Source organism: Actinotalea endophytica, assembly GCF_025717005.1.
Taxonomy (GTDB): domain Bacteria; phylum Actinomycetota; class Actinomycetes; order Actinomycetales; family Cellulomonadaceae; genus Actinotalea.
In genome coordinates this window covers 1-17966 of record NZ_JAOVZU010000011.1, presented here as the reverse complement: position 1 = coordinate 17966, position 17966 = coordinate 1, and the positions used below count along the sequence as shown (strand labels likewise).

Genomic DNA, 17966 nt, shown 5'->3' with positions numbered 1-17966 from the left:
CCAGGAATCGGTAGAGGGGCGAACGCGGCGCTACGCTCCCTCAGGACTAAGGTCGCGGGCCGGCGAGGTGATCTTCCCTACCGTGGGCGCACCACACCCTCCCCGCGTGCTCCTCGCGTTCCCTGGAAGGACCCCCATGGCCCGGCTGACCCGCGCCCTCTCCCTCGCCGCCGTCGCGGCACTGGCCCTGACCGCCTGCTCGTCCACCGCGTCCGACGGCGCGGCGACCGGCGAAGGTGGGGTCGAGCTGCTGACCCCCGGCACCCTCACGGTGTGCACCAACCCGCCGTACGAGCCGTTCGAGTACGAGGAGAACGGCGCCATCGTCGGCCTCGACATCGCCATCGTCCAGGAGGTCGCCGACGACCTGGGTGTCGAGCTCAAGACCATCGTGACCCCGTTCGAGGGCATCCAGTCCGGTGCGGACCTGGACGCCGGGAACTGCGACCTCGTCGCCTCCGGGATCACGATCACCGACGTCCGCGAGGAGAAGATGGACTTCTCCGACCCGTACTTCGACGCCGACCAGGGCCTGCTCGTCCCCGCCGGCTCGGGCCTCAACAGCGTTGAGTCGCTCGACGGCAAGACCGTCGGCGTCCAGGCCGCCACCACCGGTGAGGAGTGGGCGACCGAGCAGGGCCTCAAGACCGTCCAGTTCGAGGACCTCGGGCTCCAGGTCGAGGCTCTCCGCGGCGGCACCGTCGACGCGATCATCAACGACATCGCGGTCCTCGGCCCGTTCGTCGACGACTCCCTCGAGGTCGGCGCCACGTTCCCGACCGGTGAGCAGTACGGCTTCGGCGTGAAGACCGGCAACACCGCGCTGCTCGACGCCGTCAACGCCACGCTCGAGCGGATCAAGAGCGACGGCACCTACGACGACATCTACACCACCTACATCGGCACCGCGCCGTCCAACTGATGACGAGCGCGTCGTCCGACGCCCGGGCCGCACTCGCGGCCCGGGCTCGGATGAGCCCGCGTCGGCGGGCTGAGCTGTCCCGGCGGATCCAGTACGGGATCCTGATCGTGCTGGGCCTGGTGATCGTCGTCACCACGCAGTGGGATCGGGTGGCGGAGGTCTTCCTCAACCCCGAGTCGATCAAGGCGATCCTGCCCGCGATCCCCCGCGCGGCCCTGAACACCGTGATGTACACGCTCGGCGCGTTCGCGGTGGGTCTGACGCTCGGCACGGCGCTCGCGCTGATGAAGCTGTCGAGCATCCGGGTCTGGCGGGCGCTCGCCACCGGGTACATCGAGTTCTTCCGCGGGATCCCCGCGCTGCTCGTCGTGTTCGCCTACGGCTACGCGATCCCGACCGCCTTCGAGATCCGGTTCAGCTCAGTGCTGCTGCAGATCAGCCTCGCGCTCGGCATGGTGTCCGCGGCCTACATCGCCGAGACCGTGCGGGCCGGCCTGCAGGCCGTGCCGAAGGGCCAGGTCGAGGCAGCGCGCTCGCTCGGCATGTCGTCGGGCGCCACGATGCGGCGCATCGTCATCCCGCAGGCCTTCCGGATGGTGCTGCCGCCACTGACCAACGAGATCGTGCTGCTGCTCAAGGACACCTCACTGGTCTTCGGCCTCGGTCTCGCCACGACCGACTACGAGCTCACCAAGGTGGGCCGGACAGCGCTCAGCTCAGCGGGGGGTGGCCTGACCTCGATCCTCGTGATCGGCATCGCGTACCTGCTGATCACCATCCCGCTGTCGGCGCTGACCCGGCACCTCGAACGCACCACCGGCTCGAAGGGGCACGTATGAGCGCGGTGGTCAGGATCACCGACCTGCACAAGTCCTTCGGTGAGCGCGAGGTCCTCAAGGGGATCGACCTCGAGGTGGCCGAGGGTGAGGTGGTCTGCGTCATCGGGCCGTCCGGCTCCGGCAAGTCCACCCTGCTGCGCTGCGTCAACCTGCTGGAGCAGCCGACCGGAGGCACCGTCGAGGTGCTCGGCACCGAGGTCACCGACCCGGACGTCGACATCGACGCCGTGCGGACCCACGTCGGCATGGTCTTCCAGCAGTTCAACCTCTTCCCGCACCGCAACGTGCTCGACAACTGCACGCTCGCCCAGCGCCAGGTGCTGCGCCGGCCGCGCGAGGAGGCCGAGCAGGTCGCCCGCCGCAACCTCACGCAGGTCGGGCTCGCCGACCGCGAGACCTCGATGCCCGGCCAGCTCTCCGGAGGTCAGCAGCAGCGTGTCGCGATCGCGCGGGCGCTCAGCATGGACCCGGCGCTCATGCTCTTCGACGAGCCGACCTCGGCGCTCGACCCCGAGCTCGTCGGTGACGTGCTCGCCGTGATGCGTGACCTCGCCGACGCCGGCATGACGATGCTCGTCGTCACGCACGAGATGGCGTTCGCGCGTGAGGTCGCCGACCGGGTCGTCTTCATGGACGACGGCGTGATCGTCGAGCAGGGCTCGCCGGACACCGTGATCGGCGCGCCCACCGAGGAGCGGACGAAGACGTTCCTCGCCCGGGTCCTCGACCCCACGCACCACCACGACGCCTGAGGATCCGCGGCACCACCCGAACCCCGCCATGCCCCACGGGACGCGCCACCCCTCCGGTTCTCCGCTCCGGGCGCCACGCCCGAGGCGCCCCGCACCCCACGACGTCTGATGCCCCGGGGCGCTGCGACGCCTGGGGTCCTGCGCTCGGCGGACCTCTGCCTGGGTTCCGTTCGTCGCGCCGGGCCAGGGCTACAACCTCGCTACCCCGCGGCGCCCGGGCCGCCCGAAGCGCACCCCCGGCACGCTAGGGTCGAGCAGGCCCGATCGTGGGCCGCACACCCCCAGGAGTCCACGTGCGTACCGCCACCTCGCCCAGTCTCATCGACCCCGACCTCCCGTCGATCCCCGGGCTGCTCGCCGATCGCCTCGCCCGAGCGCCGCAGAGCACGTTCTGCGAGCGGAAGTCCGAGATCGGCGCCTCGTGGACGACGATGTCCACCCGCGCCTTCGTCGACCAGGTGAACGCGGTCGCCCGCGGACTGGTGGCACGGGGCATCGAGCCCGGGGAACGGGTCAGCATCATGTGCCGCACGCGGTTCGAGTGGACCCTGCTCGACTTCGCGATCTGGGCCGCCGGCGCGGTGCCCGTGCCGGTGTACGAGACGAGCTCGAGCGACCAGATCGCCTGGATCCTCAACGACGCCGGGGTGCGCCTCGCGGTCGTGGAGACCGCTGCGCACGCCGCCGCCACCAAGGCCGCTGTGGACGTCCCGATCCTGGTCATCGACGAGGACGCGATCGAGACCCTCGTCGCGGAAGGACGCTCGATCGACGACGCCGAGATCGAGCGCCGCTCGAAGCTCGCGACCGCGGACGACCTCGCGACGATCATCTACACGTCGGGCACCACGGGCCGCCCCAAGGGCGCCGAGCTGACCCACGGCAACTTCACCTCGCTCTCGCTCGAGGGCACCGTCGGCCTGCCCGAGGTCGTCCACCACGAGGGCGCCCGGACCCTGCTCTTCATGCCGTTGGCGCACGTGTTCGCGCGCTACATCGAGGTGATGTGCGTCGCGTCGGACTCGGTGCTCGGCCACACCCCGGACATCAAGAACCTGCTCGCCGACCTCGCGGGCTTCAAGCCCACCTACCTGCTCGCGGTGCCGCGGGTGTTCGAGAAGGTCTACAACTCGGCCGAGCAGAAGGCGGCGACCAGCAAGGTCAAGCTCGGACTCTTCCGCTGGGCGGCCCGCACCGCGATCGACTACTCCAAGTCCTTGGACTCCTCGACGAGCGCGATGCTGCGCCTGCGGCTCAAGGTCGCTGACACGCTCGTGCTGCACAAGCTGCGCGCCGCGCTCGGCGGGTCGGCGCGGTGGGCGATCTCCGGCGGGGCGCCGCTCGGCGAGCGGCTCGGCCACTTCTACCGCGGCATCGGTCTGCGGGTGCTCGAGGGCTACGGCCTCACCGAGACCACCGCCCCGACCGCGGTCAACATGCCCGCGAAGTCCAAGATCGGGACCGTGGGTCCGCCGTTCCCGGGCGCGAGCATCCGGATCGCCGACGACGGCGAGATCGAGGTCAGCGGCGCGCACGTGTTCCGCGGGTACCACAACAACCCCGAGGCGACCGCGACCGCACTGGTCGACGGATGGTTCCACACCGGGGACCTCGGCGCCCTGGACGATGACGGCTACCTGACGATCACGGGCCGCAAGAAGGAGATCATCGTCACCGCGGGTGGCAAGAACGTCGCGCCCGCGGTGCTCGAGGACCGGCTGCGCGGTCACCCCCTGGTCAGCCAGGTGGTCGTGGTCGGCGACGGCAAGCCGTTCATCGGGGCGCTGCTCACGCTGGACGCCGACATGCTCCCCGGCTGGCTCACCGGGCACGGGCTGCCCGAGATGACGGTCGCCGAGGCCGCCCGCAGCCACGCGGTGCTCGCAGCGCTCGACCGCGCGGTGACGCGCACCAACGAGGCGGTGTCCCGCGCGGAGTCGATCCGGAAGATCAAGGTCCTCGACCTCGACTTCACCGAGGCGAACGGGTACCTCACCCCGTCGACCAAGGTGAAGCGGGCGGCCGTGCTGCACGACTTCGCGGCCGAGATCGAGGCGATCTACCAGCCCTGATCGTCACGGCGCCCGGCGCCCCGTCGTAGGCAGGGCGCCCGGCCCGATTGTCACGGCGCCCGGCGCCCCGTCGTAGGCAGGGCGCCCGGCCCGATTGTCACGGCGCCCGGCGCCCCGTCGTCCGGAGGGCGCCCGGCCCGATCGTCACGGCGCCCGGCGCCCCGTCGTCCGGAGGGCGCCCGGCCCGATCGTCACGGCGCCCGGTACCCCCTCGTCCGGAGGGCGCCCGGCCCGAACGTCACGGCGCCCGGCACCCCGTCGTCGACAGGGCGCCCGGCCCGATCGTCACGGCGCCCGGCGCCGCCCGTGGTCGGCCCCGTAGCTCGGCGCCGCCTCGTGCGGTGTCGCCGGGTCGGTCCAGCGCAGCAGCGCGCCGAGACCGTCCATCAGCGCGACGCTGCCCTCCTCGACGAACGTGACGCCCGCGTCCTGGGCGACCGCGGCACGCAGCAGCGCGACGTCGGCCCGCACCTGGGTGGGTTCCTGCCCGAGGCTCTCGATCTCGCTTCGGCGGATCCCGATCGCGAGCGGGTCCGAGCCGACCCACAGCCGGCGCTCGCCGAGCGGGGCCGGCACGCCTGCGGCGTTCTCGAGGATCACCAGCTCGGCCACCTGACCACGGCGCAGCACCTCGACCACGTCGGCGAGCGCGGTGACGCCGCCGTCGCCGCGACCCAGGGCCTCGCGGAGGCGGTCGAGCACGACGTCGCGCCGGCGCGCGCGGAACGCCTCCATCGCCTCGTGCAGCCGGCCCGCGAACACGTCCGCCTTGACGCCGTCGGCCCGTGAACCGCCGGGCACCTCGACGAGCACCTCGGCGCAGTGCTTGCCCACGGCGTCCCGGATCATCGACACCGCTCGGACGTCGCCCGTGATGAGCACGACCTCGGGGTGGTGCGCGGCGACGAGCTTGTCCAGCTCGTCCGCGACGGCCTCGGCGTTGCGCTCCCACGAGTCCTCCACGCGGGTCTGCATCCGGCGGTGCGACCAACCGCCCGCGTGCACCTTGTGCATCACGTCGTGACCGCCCACGACCTGCTCGTCCGGGATGTCGATCCCCGACCAGGTGAGGTCCGCGCCGTTGCGGTCCGTCTCGACCAGCAGGTAGCGCACCGCCTCGTCGATGGCCTGCGCAGCCGGCATCAGCGACGGCACGCCGGCGTGGAAGGCTTCCTCGCGGGCCGGCGCGTCGGCCAGCACCCGGTCGAACAGGATCTCCGTCCCGGATGCGACGACGAAGCGCCCGTGCGGGCCGGGCACGTGCGTCGGGCGGAGCACGACCTCGGCGATCGCCGCAACCGACTCAGGTGGTGCCTGCTGGTGCTCGAGGGATCGCTTGAGCGCACCCCAGCGGTTCCGGATCTCGCGGTCCCCCACCTCGTCGGGCTTGGTCACGTCGATGCACACCGTGGTGAGTGCGCCCTCGTGGTCGAGCAGGGGCTTGAGCGAGTCCAGCTTCATCGCACACCTTTCGTCGGCACTGTCACTTGCCCACGACCGGTCGCGACGCGCCCGTCAGGCGGACTTCTCCTTCGGAGTCCGCTTCGTCTCGCGCGGCACGATCGTCGGGTTGACGTTGTCGAGCACGACATCACGGGTCACCACGACGCGTGCCACGTCGTCCCGGCTCGGCACGTCGAACATCACCTGTTGGAGCACTTCTTCGAGGATGGCCCGCAGGCCACGGGCACCGGTGCCGCGCAGCAGGGCCTGGTCGGCGATCGCCTCGACCGCGTCCGTGGTCAGCTCGAGCTCGACGCCGTCGATCTCGAACATCCGCTTGTACTGCTTGATCAGCGCGTTGCGCGGCTCGGTGAGGATCTTCACCAGCGCGGCGCGGTCCAGCGGCGACACCGTCGTGATGACCGGCAGACGACCGATGAACTCCGGGATCAGACCGAACTTGAGGAGATCCTCCGGCATCACGTCGCCGTAGACGTCGGTGTCGTCCGCGGAGTGCAGCGGAGCGCCGAACCCGATCCCCTTGCGCCCGGCACGCGCGGCGATGATCTCGTCGAGCCCGGCGAACGCCCCGGCCACGATGAACAGCACGTTCGTCGTGTCGATCTGGATGAACTCCTGGTGCGGGTGCTTGCGCCCACCCTGCGGCGGCACCGAGGCCGTGGTGCCCTCGAGGATCTTCAGCAGCGCCTGCTGGACGCCCTCACCCGACACGTCGCGCGTGATCGACGGGTTCTCCGACTTCCGGGCGATCTTGTCGACCTCGTCGATGTAGATGATCCCGGTCTCGGCCTTCTTCACGTCGTAGTCGGCCGCCTGGATGAGCTTGAGGAGGATGTTCTCGACGTCCTCACCGACGTAGCCGGCCTCGGTGAGCGCGGTCGCGTCGGCGATCGCGAACGGCACGTTGAGCATCCGCGCGAGGGTCTGCGCGAGGTACGTCTTGCCGCAGCCCGTCGGGCCGATCAGCAGGATGTTGCTCTTCGCGAGCTCGACCGCGTCGGCGTCCTTCGGCTCACCGGCCTGGATCCGCTTGTAGTGGTTGTAGACCGCCACGGCGAGCGACCGCTTGGCCGCCTCCTGGCCGACGATGTACTGCTCGAGGAAGTCGAAGATCTCGCGCGGCTTGGGGAGCTCGACCATGCCGACCTCGGTGGCCTCGGCGAGCTCCTCCTCGATGATCTCGTTGCACAGGTCGATGCACTCGTCGCAGATGTAGACGCCGGGCCCGGCGATGAGCTTCTTGACCTGCTTCTGGCTCTTGCCGCAGAAAGAGCACTTCAACAGGTCGGCACCGTCACCGATCCGCGCCACGACGCCTCCTCTCCCGTTCGACCCGTGTCAAAGACCATTGCACACCACGGCGGCCCGCCTGTCAGCCGGACACCACGTGTGTCTGCTCCGAATGGGTCCCCGTCAGAGGGTCGGCGCCTTGCGGCTCTCCAGCACCTGGTCGACCAGGCCGTAGTCGCGCGACTGCTCGGCGGAGAGGATCTTGTCCCGCTCGATGTCGTTGCGGACCTGCTCCAGCGGCCTCCCGGTGTGCTTGGCCAGCACCTCCTCGAGCCACTCACGCATCCGGATCAGCTCGTTCGCGTGGATCTCGATGTCGGAGGCCTGGGCGTAGCCGCCACCCTCCATCGCCGGCTGGTGGATGAGCACGCGCGCGTTGGGCAGCGCGAGCCGCTTGCCCTTGGTGCCCGCGGAGAGCAGCACGGCCGCGGCGGACGCGGCCTGACCCAGGCACACGGTCGCGATCTGCGGCTTGATGTACTGCATCGTGTCGTAGATCGCGGTCATCGCGGTGAACGAGCCGCCCGGAGAGTTGATGTAGAGCGTGATGTCGCGGTCCGGGTCCTGGCTCTCCAGGACGAGGAGCTGCGCCATGATGTCGTCCGCCGACGCGTCGTCGACCTGGACGCCGAGGAAGATGATCCGGTCCTCGAACAGCTTGGTGTAGGGGTCCTGGCGCTTGAAGCCGTAGGCGGTGCGCTCCTCGAACTGCGGGAGGACGTAGCGCGACGACGGCGCACCGAAGGGCATCGCGCGACCGCCACCGAGGCGCTCGGCACGGGCGAGGAAGTCGTTCATGTTCTCTCCTTGTTCCCTCAGCGGGCGGACGTGCCGCCGCCGCCACTGACGGAACCGGCGTGCGTGACGACGTGGTCGATGAAGCCGTACTCGAGGGCCTCGTCCGCGGTGAACCAACGGTCGCGGTCCGCGTCGCGGTTGATCTGCTCGAGGCTCTTGCCGGTCTGCTCGGCGGTGAGCTCGGCCAGCACGCGCTTCATGTGCAGGATGAGCTCGGCGTTGATCCGGACGTCGGTCGCGGTGCCGCCGATGCCGCCCGAGGGCTGGTGCATCATGACCCGCGCGTGCGGCGTCGCGTACCGCTTGCCCTTGGCCCCCGAGGAGAGCAGGAACTGGCCCATCGAGGCCGCCATGCCCATCGCGATGGTGGCGACGTCGGGCTGGATGTACTGCATGGTGTCGTAGATAGCCATGCCCGCGGTGATCGAGCCGCCCGGGGAGTTGATGTACAGCCAGATGTCCTTGTCCGGGTCCTCCGCGGCGAGCAGCATCATCTGCGCGCAGATCGCGTTGGCGTTCTCGTCACGGACCTCCGAGCCGAGCCAGATGATCCGCTCGCGCAGCAGCCGGTTGAAGATGTGGTCGTTGAGGCCGCCCATCTGGGGCCCCTCGCCCCGGGCATCGCGCGGGGTGGTCGGCAACTGGTTCACGGTTCTCCTCCGCTGGGTCAACGTGCTCCTGGACCCTAACCCGGGGCGGCTCGCCGCCACGCGCGCTCCGGACGGGTTTCGCTGTCGGCGCACCACACGACCCCCGGGTGGTGGAACGCCGACGGCCCCGCACCCGGAACGGGGCGGGGCCGTCGTGGCGCGAGGTCAGGCCTCGTCGGCCGGGGCCGGCTCGGCAGCGTCCTCGGCAGCGTCCTCGGCAGGCTCGTCGGCCGGCTCGGGAGCAGGCTCGGCGACGGCGTCGGCGACCGGCTCGTCGTCCGTGCCGATGAACTGCGTCAGGTCGACCACGGTGCCCGAGGAGTCGGTCACCGTGACGTGCCGGAGCGCGACGGCGATGGACTTCGAGCGGCCGACCTCACCGATCATCGCGGGGAGCTGGCCCTGCTGGTCGACGGTCTGGATGAACTGGTTGGGGTCCATGCCGTACTGCTGCGCGGCGTTGACCAGGTAGTCGACCAGCTCGCTCTGGGAGACCTTGACCTCGAGCTTCTCCGCGAGGACGTCGAGGAGGATCTGCTGGGTCAGCGTGCTGGTGGCGTCGGCCTCGACCTCGGCGCGGTGCTCGTCGTCCTCGAGCCGGCCCTCGGACTCCAGGTGGCGGTGCACCTCGGCCTGGACCACGCCGGTCGGGACCGGGATCTCGACGGCCTCCTGCAGCGCCTCGAGGAGCTTGTCGCGCGCCTGCACCGCCTGGTTGTTCGCCTTGGCGGCGGCGACCTGGACCTTGAGGTCCTCGAGCAGCTCGTCGAGCGTGTCGAACTCGGAGGCGAGCTGGGCGAAGTCGTCGTCCGCGGCGGGCAGGTCGCGGGTCTTCACGGAGGTCGTGGTGACGGTCACCACGGCGTTCTCGCCGGCGTGCTCGCCACCCGCGAGCGCGGTCTCGAAGGTCGTGGTCTCCCCGGCCGACAGGCCGAGCAGCGCCTCGTCGAGACCCTCGAGCAGGTTGCCGGAGCCGATCTGGTAGGAGACGCCGCTGACCGCGTCGATCTCTTCCTCGCCGGCGGTGGCGGTCAGGTCCAGGACCACGTAGTCGCCGTCCCCCGCCGGACGGTCGACGCCCACCAGGGTGCCGAACCGCTCGCGCAGCGCGTCGAGGCGCTCGGCGACGTCGTCCTCGGTGACCTCGACGCCGTCCACCGTGACGGTGAGCGAGTCGAGCTCCGGGAGGGTGATCTCGGGGCGGACCTCGACCTGCGCGGTGAAGGTCATGCCGGCGGCCGGGTCGTTCAGCGCGGGCAGCTCGGTGACCTCGATCTCCGGCTGGCCGAGCGGGCGCAGGTCGGCCTCGGTGACGGCCTGGCGGTAGAACGTCGCCATGCCCTCGTTCACGGCCTGCTCGACCACGGCAGCGCGGCCGATCCGCTGGTCGATGATCCGGGTCGGGACCTTGCCCTTGCGGAATCCGGGCACCTGAACCTGGCTCCCGATCGCCTGGTAAGCGTGGTCGATGCTCGGCTTGAGCTCCTCCCCGGTCACCTCGACGGTGAGCTTGACCGTGGTGGCGTCCAGGGTCTCGACGTCGCTCTTCACAGCAGTGGTCTCCAGATGGGTGGTGGTCGAAGGTCCGCGGGCGCGACGAAACGGCGCGCACGGCCCACCGATCCTACGGCACGCGAGCACCCCTACCACCACGGAGCACCCGTGGCACTACGGTACGAACGTGCTCATCCTCGGGATCATCCTGTTCGGCATGCTCGTCGGCGCCGCGGCGCAGCTCCTGCTCGGGCGCTCGCGCAAGGGCGTCGACTGGACCATGGCGATCGTCAGCGGCCTGGTCGGCTCGTTCGTCGGCGGTCTGCTCGCGAGCCTGCTCGCCGGGGACGGCCTCGCGCTGCGGCCGTCGGGGATCATCGGCTCCGTGGTCGGTGCCGTGATCGTCACCGCCGCCTGGCGGTTCTTCGGCGGCCGCCGCTCCGCCTGACGAGGCATCGTCGGCAGGTGCGCGGCACCTGCCTCGCTCTCGCTCGTCCGAGAGTCGGGATGGCGGGATTTGAACCCACGACCTTCCGCTCCCAAAGCGGACGCGCTACCAACCTGCGCCACATCCCGTCGGCCGCAGCGTAGTCGGCGATCAGCCTGATCGGTCACTCGGGCACGCCGGCAGCCGCCGGCGGCCGAGCGCACCACCTGCCGGTGGCCGGATCGAGCCCGCGCCCGACTCGCCCGGTCGCGTGCCAGTCACGCGCGGGCCGCCCACGCTGTCAGCGCCGGCCGCCCCACCGGCACCGCCCGATGTCTCGCATCGTGGAGTGACGTTTCTGTTACCGGCGGGCATCGCCGGAATGTCCCCCGTGCTGGCGAACCGGACATTTCGGGAGACGCCTCCCCCGAGTGGCCGATTGCCGTCTTGCGCCACCCGTGATCGTCCCGCACGGTGTGTCACACAGGGACGCGACGGTCAGTCACACGCCGCGTTCACCCGAACGGGTGACGAGGATCGCGACCTCGGAACCCCCGGTCCGCATCACAGGACAACGCAGAGCGACGCACCGGCACGGCCGGGCCGCTCCACGACCGACCGTCTCCGGCCGGTCCCCATCGATGTCGATCCCACCGTCGCTCCCGCGGCGGCGGTGACACCTCGCGCGCCCGTGGAGGCAGGGATGTTCATCTTCTTGCTCCAGGTCCGCCACATGCTGGCGGACCAGGACGAGTACTACCTGTTCGCGTTCTTCAGCGCGCTGGTCTGGGCCCTGTGGCTCACCAAGGTGGTGCTCTCCCGCCGCTACCGGCCCTGGACCGAGCCGCACTCCACGACCACGAGCGTCGTGGTGCCGGTCGTGGACGAGCCCGAGGACCTGTTCCGCGACGTGCTCGGCCGGATCTGCGAGCAGCGGCCCGACGAGGTGATCGTCGTGATCAACGGCGCCCGCAACCCCACGTTGGAGCAGGTCAGCGAGGAGTTCGCGCCGCTGGTCCGCTGGGTGCACACCACGGTGCCCGGCAAGCGCAACGCCGTCCGGATCGGCACCCTGCTCTCGGCCGGGGAGATCACGGTCCTGGTGGACTCCGACACGGTCTGGACGCCGGGCACCCTGACCGAGCTGGTCAAGCCGTTCGCGGACGCACGGGTCGGCGGGGTCACGACCCGCCAGCGGATCCTCGAGCCGAGCCGGTCCTGGATCACCCGCTGGGCCGACTGGCTGGAGAACACCCGCTCGCTGTACTCGATGCCCGCCCAGAGCACGCTCGGCCAGGTCGGGTGCCTGCCCGGACGCACGATCGCGTTCCGCCGCGAGCTCCTGGTGCGCGTCATGGACCGGTTCATGACCGACAAGTTCCTCGGGGTCTTCCTCGAGATCTCCGACGACCGGACGCTGACGAACCTCGTGCTGAAGGAAGGCTTCCGGACCGTCTACCAGCACACCAGCCTGGTGTACACGGACGCCCCGCTGAAAGTCCGCAAGCTCACCAAGCAGCAGCTGCGCTGGGCGCGCGGCAGCCAGTACAACACGCTGCGGATGCTGCCCTGGATGGTCGGGCACGCCCCGGTGCTGGCGGTGTTCTTCGTGGCCGACATCCTGCTGCCGTTCCTGCTGCTCGGCACGATCGGCGGCTGGGTCTACCGCGCGGTGTCGCACACCGGCGTGAACTTCTACCAGGCGATGCTGGCCACCTACGGCCAGGAGGTCGGCTGGGCCGCCGTCATCACGCTGATGATCCTGTCGTCGGTGCTCAGCATGGCGATCCGGCAGATCCGGCACCTGCAGGAGGTGCCGACGGACTTCCTCCGGCTGCCGGTGTTCATCATCGTCTCGACCTTCTTCCTCATGCCGATCCGGCTCTTCGGCTTCTTCCGGATGGGGCACGTGGCCGGCTGGGGTACCCGGGCGGGTGCGTACGCGGGCCGGGAGAGCCTGACCGACCCCGGTGCGCTCCGGGTCAGCGGCGGCGCCGAGGACTGGTTGGCCGAGCTGGACGACCAGCGCGGGACGGCCCCGCTCGACGTGGTGGACCGCGGGACGGTCGCCCTCGCCGAGCCCCAGGGCGCCACCCGCACTGCCACCCGCACGACGCTCCGCGCCGCTGCCGCCACCGCGCCGGCGCCCACGCGTCGTGGACCCAACCCCCTGGCTGCGATCCCGTATCTGATCGGTGCCGTCCTCATCGGTCTGGAGGTACTCCTCTATGTCTAGTCGTGGAACACGTCAGTGGTGGGCCGGCGGCCGGCTCTCCCGCCGGTCGCGGGTCGCGACCACGGCCATCGGCATGCTGCTCGCGGTGGTCAGCGTCACGGTCTGGCTCTCGCCGGGCGGCCCGGCCACCGGTGCCGCCCTGACCAGCGCGGAGGCCGAGGCGCTCGCCGCGCAGGTCGCCGACCTGAACAAGCAGCTGGCCGACGCCCAGGACTCGCTCGCGGCACGCGACGACGAGATCGCTTCACTGCAGGCCGCGAAGGACTCCTCCGGTACCGACCCGTCCATCGGCGACACGTCGAGCGGGTCCGCGGACTCCGAGGCGCAGACGGAGGCCGCCCGCGAGAAGGCCGCGGCCGAACGCGCCGCCGCTGCGGCGCAGGGGCGCTACACCTGGGCCCTCGACCGGGCGAAGCAGGCCTGGCAGGAGAAGGCCACGGCCGAGCAGGACGCGGCCGCGAGCCAGGAGCAGGCGGCGGCCGCCGACGGCCGGGCCGACTACTACCAGGGCCTGGCCGACGCTCGGCTCCAGCGCGCGATCGACGCCGAGAAGAACGCCGCGACACCGACCCCGACGCCGACGCCGACCGAGCCGGCGCTCCCGAGCACGCCCTCGCTGGCCGAGCTCCTGCACCCGAGCACACGCCAGTTCGGCCTCTACACGACGCAGTCGCCGTTCAACTGGGCGGAGTGGGACGACATCGTGGGCAAGGTGGGCGTGAAGCCGACGATCGCCGGGTACTTCCAGGGCTGGGACAAGCCATTCCGGCCGGACGCGGTGATCCGTTCTTGGCAGCGCGGCGCGATGCCCCTGCTGTCCTGGGAGTCGATCGACTCCACGGCGGGCAACGACCAGCCGACCAACGCCGCGTACAACCTGCCGAGCATCATCAACGGCACGTACGACGACTACCTGCACCAGTACGCGAAGGACGTCGCCGACCTGGGCCTGCCGCTCGCGATCCGCCTGGACCACGAGATGAACGGCTCCTGGTACCCGTGGGGCGAGCGCAGCTGGGGCGGCGGCTTCCAGAACGGCAACAGCAAGGGCGACTACGTGAAGATGTGGCGGCACGTGCACGACATCTTCGAGGAGGAGGGTGCCAACGCGTACGTCATCTGGGTCTGGGCCCCGAACATCGTCAACCGCCTGCCCGACTACGCGAAGTGGAGCTCGTGGTACATGGCGAGCCTGTACCCCGGCGACGACTACGTGGACTGGGTCGGCCTGTCCGGCTACTTCCGGCCGCCCTACGCGTCCGACCAGACCCCGACGTTCTCGTACACGTTCGACCGCTCACTCGCCCAGCTGCGCGAGGTCGCACCGGGCAAACCGATCCTGCTGGCCGAGGTCGGGGCGTCGGAGATCGGCGACCAGAAGCCGGCGTGGCTGACGTCGTTCTTCGACGCGTTCACCGACCCGAAGTACGACGACGTGATCGGCTTCGCCTGGTTCAACCACGCGATCACCACGTACTCGGGCGGGACCCGGATCACCAACGACTGGCGGATCGACTCGCGGCGCGACTCGCTGCAGGCGTTCATCGACGGCATCACGGATCCCGCCGCGGGGTTCGTCGCCGGTGGAGCCGAACCGGCCGCCGCCGAGGCGACCCCGGACGCCACCGCAGCCGCGACGGCCGCGGCCACCCCGGACCCGTCCCCGACCGCCACCGCGGCGGACGCGACGGCGAGCCCGAGCCCGACGCCGAGTCCGAGCAGCGATCCGTCGGCGACCGCGGCGCCGGACCCGAGCGCGACGGCGGACCCGAGCGCGACGCCCGACCCGAGCCCGTCGCCCGAACCCAGCTCGACACCCGATCCGAGTGCGACGGCCGATCCCACGGCGGATCCGACCGCGACGCCGGAACCGGTGCAGAGCTCGGGGTGAGGCACGGCGCGGCCCGGGGCGTTTGGGAGACCGACCGCCGAGCCCACTACTCTGGGGCGGCGGCCCCACCGGGCCGCGCGCGGACGTAGCTCAATGGTAGAGCCCCAGTCTTCCAAACTGGCTACGCGGGTTCGATTCCCGTCGTCCGCTCCGACGTTTCCGCAGGTCAGAGACCTGCGGTGGCCATGTCAGACCCCCGGTGGACCCTCGTTCCAGGCCCGTCGTGCCATAACGTGCCACTTCGGCCCCGGGGAGGGACCTCGCCATGTCCACAACGCGTGTCGCCAGTCGCCGTACCAGCGGCGCCATCCGCCACCTTCCCTCGGGCCGCTGGCAGGCCCGCTACACCGGCCCGGACGGGGCGATGCGGACGCTGGGGACCTTCGCCACCAAGGCCGAGGCCGATCAGAGGCTGGCCCAGGAGGTCTCCCGGATCGCCCGCGGCGAGTGGCGCGACCCGCGCCTCGGCGAACAGCTGCTCGGCGAGTGGCTGCACGGCTGGATTGCCACCCGCACCGACATCGCCGAGTCCACCCGGGCGCTGTACCTGCAGTCCGTGGCCACCTGGATCGATGCCGCGCTGCCTACCACCGGTCGCACCGGCAAGCCACGCACGGTGCACCTGGGGATCCGTACCCTCGCGTCGATCACGCCCGCCCTCGTGCGCGAGTGGCACCACGCCGTGATGACCGAGTCAACCCGACGAGAGACCGAACGCTGGCGCCTGCAGACCGAGCACCCGAAGCGGGCCGCGGCCGCGATCCGTGCCTGGGCGGCCGAGCAGGGCGCACCGCTCGCCCCCGCGGGGCGCATCCCGTCCTGGGCGCGGGAGGCCTGGCTCGCGGCCACGGGCGGTTCCCTGCCACCGGCCCGACCGCTGCGCCGCAACGCGGGCCAGACCGCAGCGACCCAGGCCTACCGGGTGCTGCACGCCGGGCTGGCGCAGGCAGTCGCCGACGGTTGCTGGTGATCGGGGTGGTGCCCGGTACCGGTTGGTCCACCCCTTCGGGGTGGTGCCCTCCCTGGTGGCGGGGAGCGTCGAGCGTCAGGCTCCGCTCCCCGCCCGAGGTGTTCTCAGGCCGGGATGATGTGGGTGATCGGGTCCTGGGTCCAGCGGACCGGACCGCTGCGGGCGAGGAGGTCCCAGCTGTGCGCGTGGCCGACCTCGAGGGTGGCGTGACCTGTGGGGCAGGTCACGCCGACCACCACGGCCTTACCGGTGCCGAACACCAACTCGCCCGCATCGAGGTCGAGGATTGCCATCCCGGCCGCGATCCACAACTGGTAGCACCCGTGGGTGGTGAGGTCGAGGCGGGTGGAGCTCTCGGTGCCAGATTGGGCCCAGCGGCACCCATAGGGGACGAACGACCCTTCCCCGCGGCCGACTCGGGCGGGATGTTGGGCGTGTCCGCGTCTGCGGGCCTGGCGCACAGGGGGCGTCATGAAGTTCACCGACGAACTCGTTAAGACGATCGAACCGGTCATCTCCGACCCGGGTTTGAGCACCGAGGACAAGACAAGGGAACTCAACCAGCTGCGGCTGCCTGGCCGCCAGGTGATCAACGAAATCTGGCGGGTCCTCGTGTACACGGCGGCCGGGCTGGCGGTGATCTCCATGGTCGGAATCCTCGTAGCGGTCCTCGACGGCAACGATGCAACGGCGCCGGACGTGCTGATTGGGCTGTTCACGACCAGCTTCGCCGGCCTACTCGGTCTCGTCCTCAACCCCAACCAGGAGAGCTAGCCCGACGGGCCCGCGACGCAGCGGCGTCACAGAAGATCATCATTCCGTCATCGGGGGTCGGCGATGAGCGGCACACCTGTATTCACCGGCGCCAGCGCCACGGCTGGTGACGGCGACGGCGACGGCAGCAGCAGCGACCTTGATCCAGAGCGCGAGGCCGCAAAGCTCCGTCTGGAAGTAAACAGGTCGCTCCTCCAGCAGGCGCTGGAGGCGTCCAAGAGCGGCGACCTGAACCGGTACGACGAGATCGTGGACCGTCTGGTGCCGAGCGATCCGGGCCAGCCTCGCAGGCGAGCGGCATTGCGACGCGAAAGGAACCTGGACAGGGCGCGCCTCACCCTGGCAGCGGTCTTGGTCGGTGGCCTGCTGTTGTCCGTGACGTTCGCTATCGGCACCGCGAGCACGACTGCGGGTGACTACCTCCCTTTGATCAGCGGTCTGGCCGGCATCGCAATCGGCTGGATCTACGGAGCCTCGGGCGACCGAGGGGCTTCCTCAGATCACGACGTGTCCGACAAGCCGGACCGTCCCCGCTAGCTCGACCCGGTGCGGGACAGCAGGACACCCGCCCGGGGACTGCCCGCGAGGTCTCCCGGCTTTCCCGACGATGGAACCGTGACACCCTCGGGTGGCTCGCCGACGGTGACAACCTCACGCTCCGCCCGTACAGGACAGCCGAGGGACTGCTCGGCGTCGCAGCGCCAGAAGGCAGGGGCTGACACCTCCGCCGACCTGCCGCCCAGACCGACTCGTGGGGACTCGTGTGACCCGGCAGGTCCCCTTGCCCCCCAGGGCAGAGTCATCACCTGTCGGCACAAGCGGCTGATCGTCGAGTCGATGCTAACCGCCTTGTCGCTGTCGGTGACGGCTTGAGGCAGCGAGACCGGGACCGTCTTCGCCTGTCAAGCTCGAACCCTGCGTGGGTGCGGTGGAGGTAGCCGAACGCTGGACCTCTTCGGGGGTATCAGTCAGCCCCGCGTAGGCGGGGTAGCGCTGGGCGGGAAGGGCCTGTCGCTCCCCCAGGCGGCAGGCCCTTCCCTATGCCCCATATGGGGGGACACCACGTTCGGGTCGGGGGTGTCTCGGGGTGGGCAGCGCCGCGGCGATCCTGAGCACGTGCGGGTCGTGGGCCCTGCCGAGGCGGTCATCCAACTCAGTTTCGCCTGTGCGGCCGCGACCTGGGCGCGCGTCACCTTCACTACCCGCCGCGGCCCCTCACCCATGCGCCTCATGATGCCTCCCTGCACCGCTAGCACGCAGGTGAACCGCCCCGGGTTCAGTGGAGGCTCGGTTCTTTGGTTTCCAGGGTCGTCGAGGTGCTGATCTGACGGTAGTGGTTGGTCTCGTGCTCGCTCGGTGGGATGTCGCCGAGCTCGGTGTGCAGGCG

General features: G+C 70.6%; 16 protein-coding genes and 2 tRNA genes. 11 read left to right on the top strand and 7 right to left on the bottom strand.

Annotation, left to right across the window (positions count from 1 at the left end; genetic code table 11):
• The first annotated feature begins 136 nt into the window (after positions 1-136).
• The 4 genes from OEB99_RS17105 to OEB99_RS17090 all read left to right on the top strand — a co-directional run bounded on the left by OEB99_RS17105 (position 137) and on the right by OEB99_RS17090 (position 4585).
• Positions 137-922: an ABC transporter substrate-binding protein gene (locus OEB99_RS17105; protein WP_263578505.1), complete on the top strand. Its 786-nt coding sequence runs from the start codon at positions 137-139 to the stop codon at positions 920-922.
• Entirely contained in the window at positions 922-1761 is an 840-nt protein-coding gene (locus tag OEB99_RS17100; protein ID WP_263578504.1) for an amino acid ABC transporter permease, read from the top strand. Before OEB99_RS17105 ends, OEB99_RS17100 begins: the two co-directional genes overlap by 1 nt.
• Positions 1758-2513 (top strand): amino acid ABC transporter ATP-binding protein, encoded by a 756-nt coding sequence (locus tag OEB99_RS17095; protein ID WP_318011432.1) that lies wholly within the window; start codon positions 1758-1760, stop codon positions 2511-2513. Before OEB99_RS17100 ends, OEB99_RS17095 begins: the two co-directional genes overlap by 4 nt.
• Before the next feature lie 293 nt (positions 2514-2806).
• Positions 2807-4585 carry an AMP-dependent synthetase/ligase gene (locus tag OEB99_RS17090; RefSeq protein ID WP_263578503.1) on the top strand — a complete coding sequence of 593 codons (1779 nt, stop codon included), beginning with the start codon at positions 2807-2809 and terminating at the stop codon, positions 4583-4585.
• Between the two features lie 285 nt (positions 4586-4870).
• On the opposite strand, the gene OEB99_RS17085 is transcribed toward OEB99_RS17090, so the two are convergent.
• The 5 genes from OEB99_RS17085 to tig all read right to left on the bottom strand — a co-directional run bounded on the left by OEB99_RS17085 (position 4871) and on the right by tig (position 10338).
• Positions 4871-6046, bottom strand: coding sequence for a baeRF2 domain-containing protein (locus OEB99_RS17085; protein ID WP_263578502.1), 1176 nt, complete (start codon positions 6044-6046; stop codon positions 4871-4873).
• A gap of 54 nt (positions 6047-6100) precedes the next feature.
• Entirely contained in the window at positions 6101-7360 is a 1260-nt protein-coding gene (gene clpX / locus OEB99_RS17080) for an ATP-dependent Clp protease ATP-binding subunit ClpX (RefSeq protein ID WP_263578501.1), read from the bottom strand.
• A 102-nt stretch (positions 7361-7462) separates the two neighbouring features.
• Positions 7463-8137: an ATP-dependent Clp protease proteolytic subunit gene (locus OEB99_RS17075; RefSeq protein ID WP_411910703.1), complete on the bottom strand. Its 675-nt coding sequence runs from the start codon at positions 8135-8137 to the stop codon at positions 7463-7465.
• 17 nt (positions 8138-8154) lie between these two features.
• The gene (locus OEB99_RS17070; protein ID WP_263578615.1) at positions 8155-8736 is read right to left on the bottom strand and encodes an ATP-dependent Clp protease proteolytic subunit; all 582 of its coding nucleotides are present in this window, start codon (positions 8734-8736) and stop codon (positions 8155-8157) included.
• Positions 8737-8952: 216 nt separating this feature from the next.
• Positions 8953-10338, bottom strand: coding sequence for a trigger factor (gene tig / locus OEB99_RS17065; protein WP_263578500.1), 1386 nt, complete (start codon positions 10336-10338; stop codon positions 8953-8955).
• 130 nt (positions 10339-10468) lie between these two features.
• Here tig and OEB99_RS17060 point away from each other — a divergent pair, with 130 nt between their 5' ends.
• Complete coding sequence (locus tag OEB99_RS17060; RefSeq protein WP_263578499.1) at positions 10469-10729, top strand: GlsB/YeaQ/YmgE family stress response membrane protein; 261 nt, start codon at positions 10469-10471, stop codon at positions 10727-10729.
• A gap of 54 nt (positions 10730-10783) precedes the next feature.
• Here OEB99_RS17060 and OEB99_RS17055 read toward each other — a convergent pair.
• Positions 10784-10857 (bottom strand) — tRNA-Pro (locus OEB99_RS17055).
• 554 nt (positions 10858-11411) lie between these two features.
• Between OEB99_RS17055 and OEB99_RS17050 the strand changes: the two genes are divergently transcribed.
• The 4 genes from OEB99_RS17050 (at position 11412) to OEB99_RS17035 (ending at position 15805) form a co-directional block, all read left to right on the top strand.
• A complete protein-coding gene (locus OEB99_RS17050) occupies positions 11412-12944 on the top strand; it encodes a glycosyltransferase (protein WP_263578498.1) in 1533 nt (510 codons plus the stop codon).
• Positions 12937-14835, top strand: a complete 1899-nt coding sequence (locus tag OEB99_RS17045) for a glycoside hydrolase family 26 protein (protein ID WP_263578497.1) — start codon at positions 12937-12939, stop codon at positions 14833-14835. The genes OEB99_RS17050 and OEB99_RS17045 overlap by 8 nt, the downstream gene beginning before the upstream one ends.
• 79 nt (positions 14836-14914) lie before the next feature.
• Positions 14915-14985 (top strand) — tRNA-Gly (locus tag OEB99_RS17040).
• A gap of 115 nt (positions 14986-15100) precedes the next feature.
• Entirely contained in the window at positions 15101-15805 is a 705-nt protein-coding gene (locus OEB99_RS17035; protein WP_263578496.1) for a hypothetical protein, read from the top strand.
• A 104-nt stretch (positions 15806-15909) separates the two neighbouring features.
• Here OEB99_RS17035 and OEB99_RS17030 read toward each other — a convergent pair whose 3' ends face one another.
• Entirely contained in the window at positions 15910-16098 is a 189-nt protein-coding gene (locus OEB99_RS17030) for a hypothetical protein (protein ID WP_263578495.1), read from the bottom strand.
• A 178-nt stretch (positions 16099-16276) separates the two neighbouring features.
• On the opposite strand from OEB99_RS17030, the gene OEB99_RS17025 reads away from it, so the two are divergent.
• Positions 16277-16579, top strand: coding sequence for a hypothetical protein (locus OEB99_RS17025; protein WP_263578494.1), 303 nt, complete (start codon positions 16277-16279; stop codon positions 16577-16579).
• Between the two features lie 63 nt (positions 16580-16642).
• Positions 16643-17116, top strand: a complete 474-nt coding sequence (locus tag OEB99_RS17020; RefSeq protein ID WP_263578493.1) for a hypothetical protein — start codon at positions 16643-16645, stop codon at positions 17114-17116.
• Positions 17117-17966 lie beyond the last annotated feature (850 nt).

Excerpts from the sequence above, each read along its gene's own strand:
- OEB99_RS17050 (WP_263578498.1), top strand. The coding sequence starts at position 11,412 with ATGTTCATCTTCTTGCTCCAGGTCCGCCACATGCTGGCGGACCAGGAC.
- OEB99_RS17030 (WP_263578495.1), bottom strand. The coding sequence starts at position 16,098 with ATGGCAATCCTCGACCTCGATGCGGGCGAGTTGGTGTTCGGCACCGGT.
- OEB99_RS17045 (WP_263578497.1), top strand. The coding sequence starts at position 12,937 with ATGTCTAGTCGTGGAACACGTCAGTGGTGGGCCGGCGGCCGGCTCTCC.
- OEB99_RS17070 (WP_263578615.1), bottom strand. The coding sequence starts at position 8,736 with ATGGGCGGCCTCAACGACCACATCTTCAACCGGCTGCTGCGCGAGCGG.
- OEB99_RS17085 (WP_263578502.1), bottom strand. The coding sequence starts at position 6,046 with ATGAAGCTGGACTCGCTCAAGCCCCTGCTCGACCACGAGGGCGCACTC.
- OEB99_RS17025 (WP_263578494.1), top strand. The coding sequence starts at position 16,277 with ATGAAGTTCACCGACGAACTCGTTAAGACGATCGAACCGGTCATCTCC.
- OEB99_RS17105 (WP_263578505.1), top strand. The coding sequence starts at position 137 with ATGGCCCGGCTGACCCGCGCCCTCTCCCTCGCCGCCGTCGCGGCACTG.
- OEB99_RS17020 (WP_263578493.1), top strand. The coding sequence starts at position 16,643 with ATGAGCGGCACACCTGTATTCACCGGCGCCAGCGCCACGGCTGGTGAC.
- OEB99_RS17075 (WP_411910703.1), bottom strand. The coding sequence starts at position 8,137 with ATGAACGACTTCCTCGCCCGTGCCGAGCGCCTCGGTGGCGGTCGCGCG.
- OEB99_RS17100 (WP_263578504.1), top strand. The coding sequence starts at position 922 with ATGACGAGCGCGTCGTCCGACGCCCGGGCCGCACTCGCGGCCCGGGCT.
- OEB99_RS17035 (WP_263578496.1), top strand. The coding sequence starts at position 15,101 with ATGTCCACAACGCGTGTCGCCAGTCGCCGTACCAGCGGCGCCATCCGC.
- OEB99_RS17095 (WP_318011432.1), top strand. The coding sequence starts at position 1,758 with ATGAGCGCGGTGGTCAGGATCACCGACCTGCACAAGTCCTTCGGTGAG.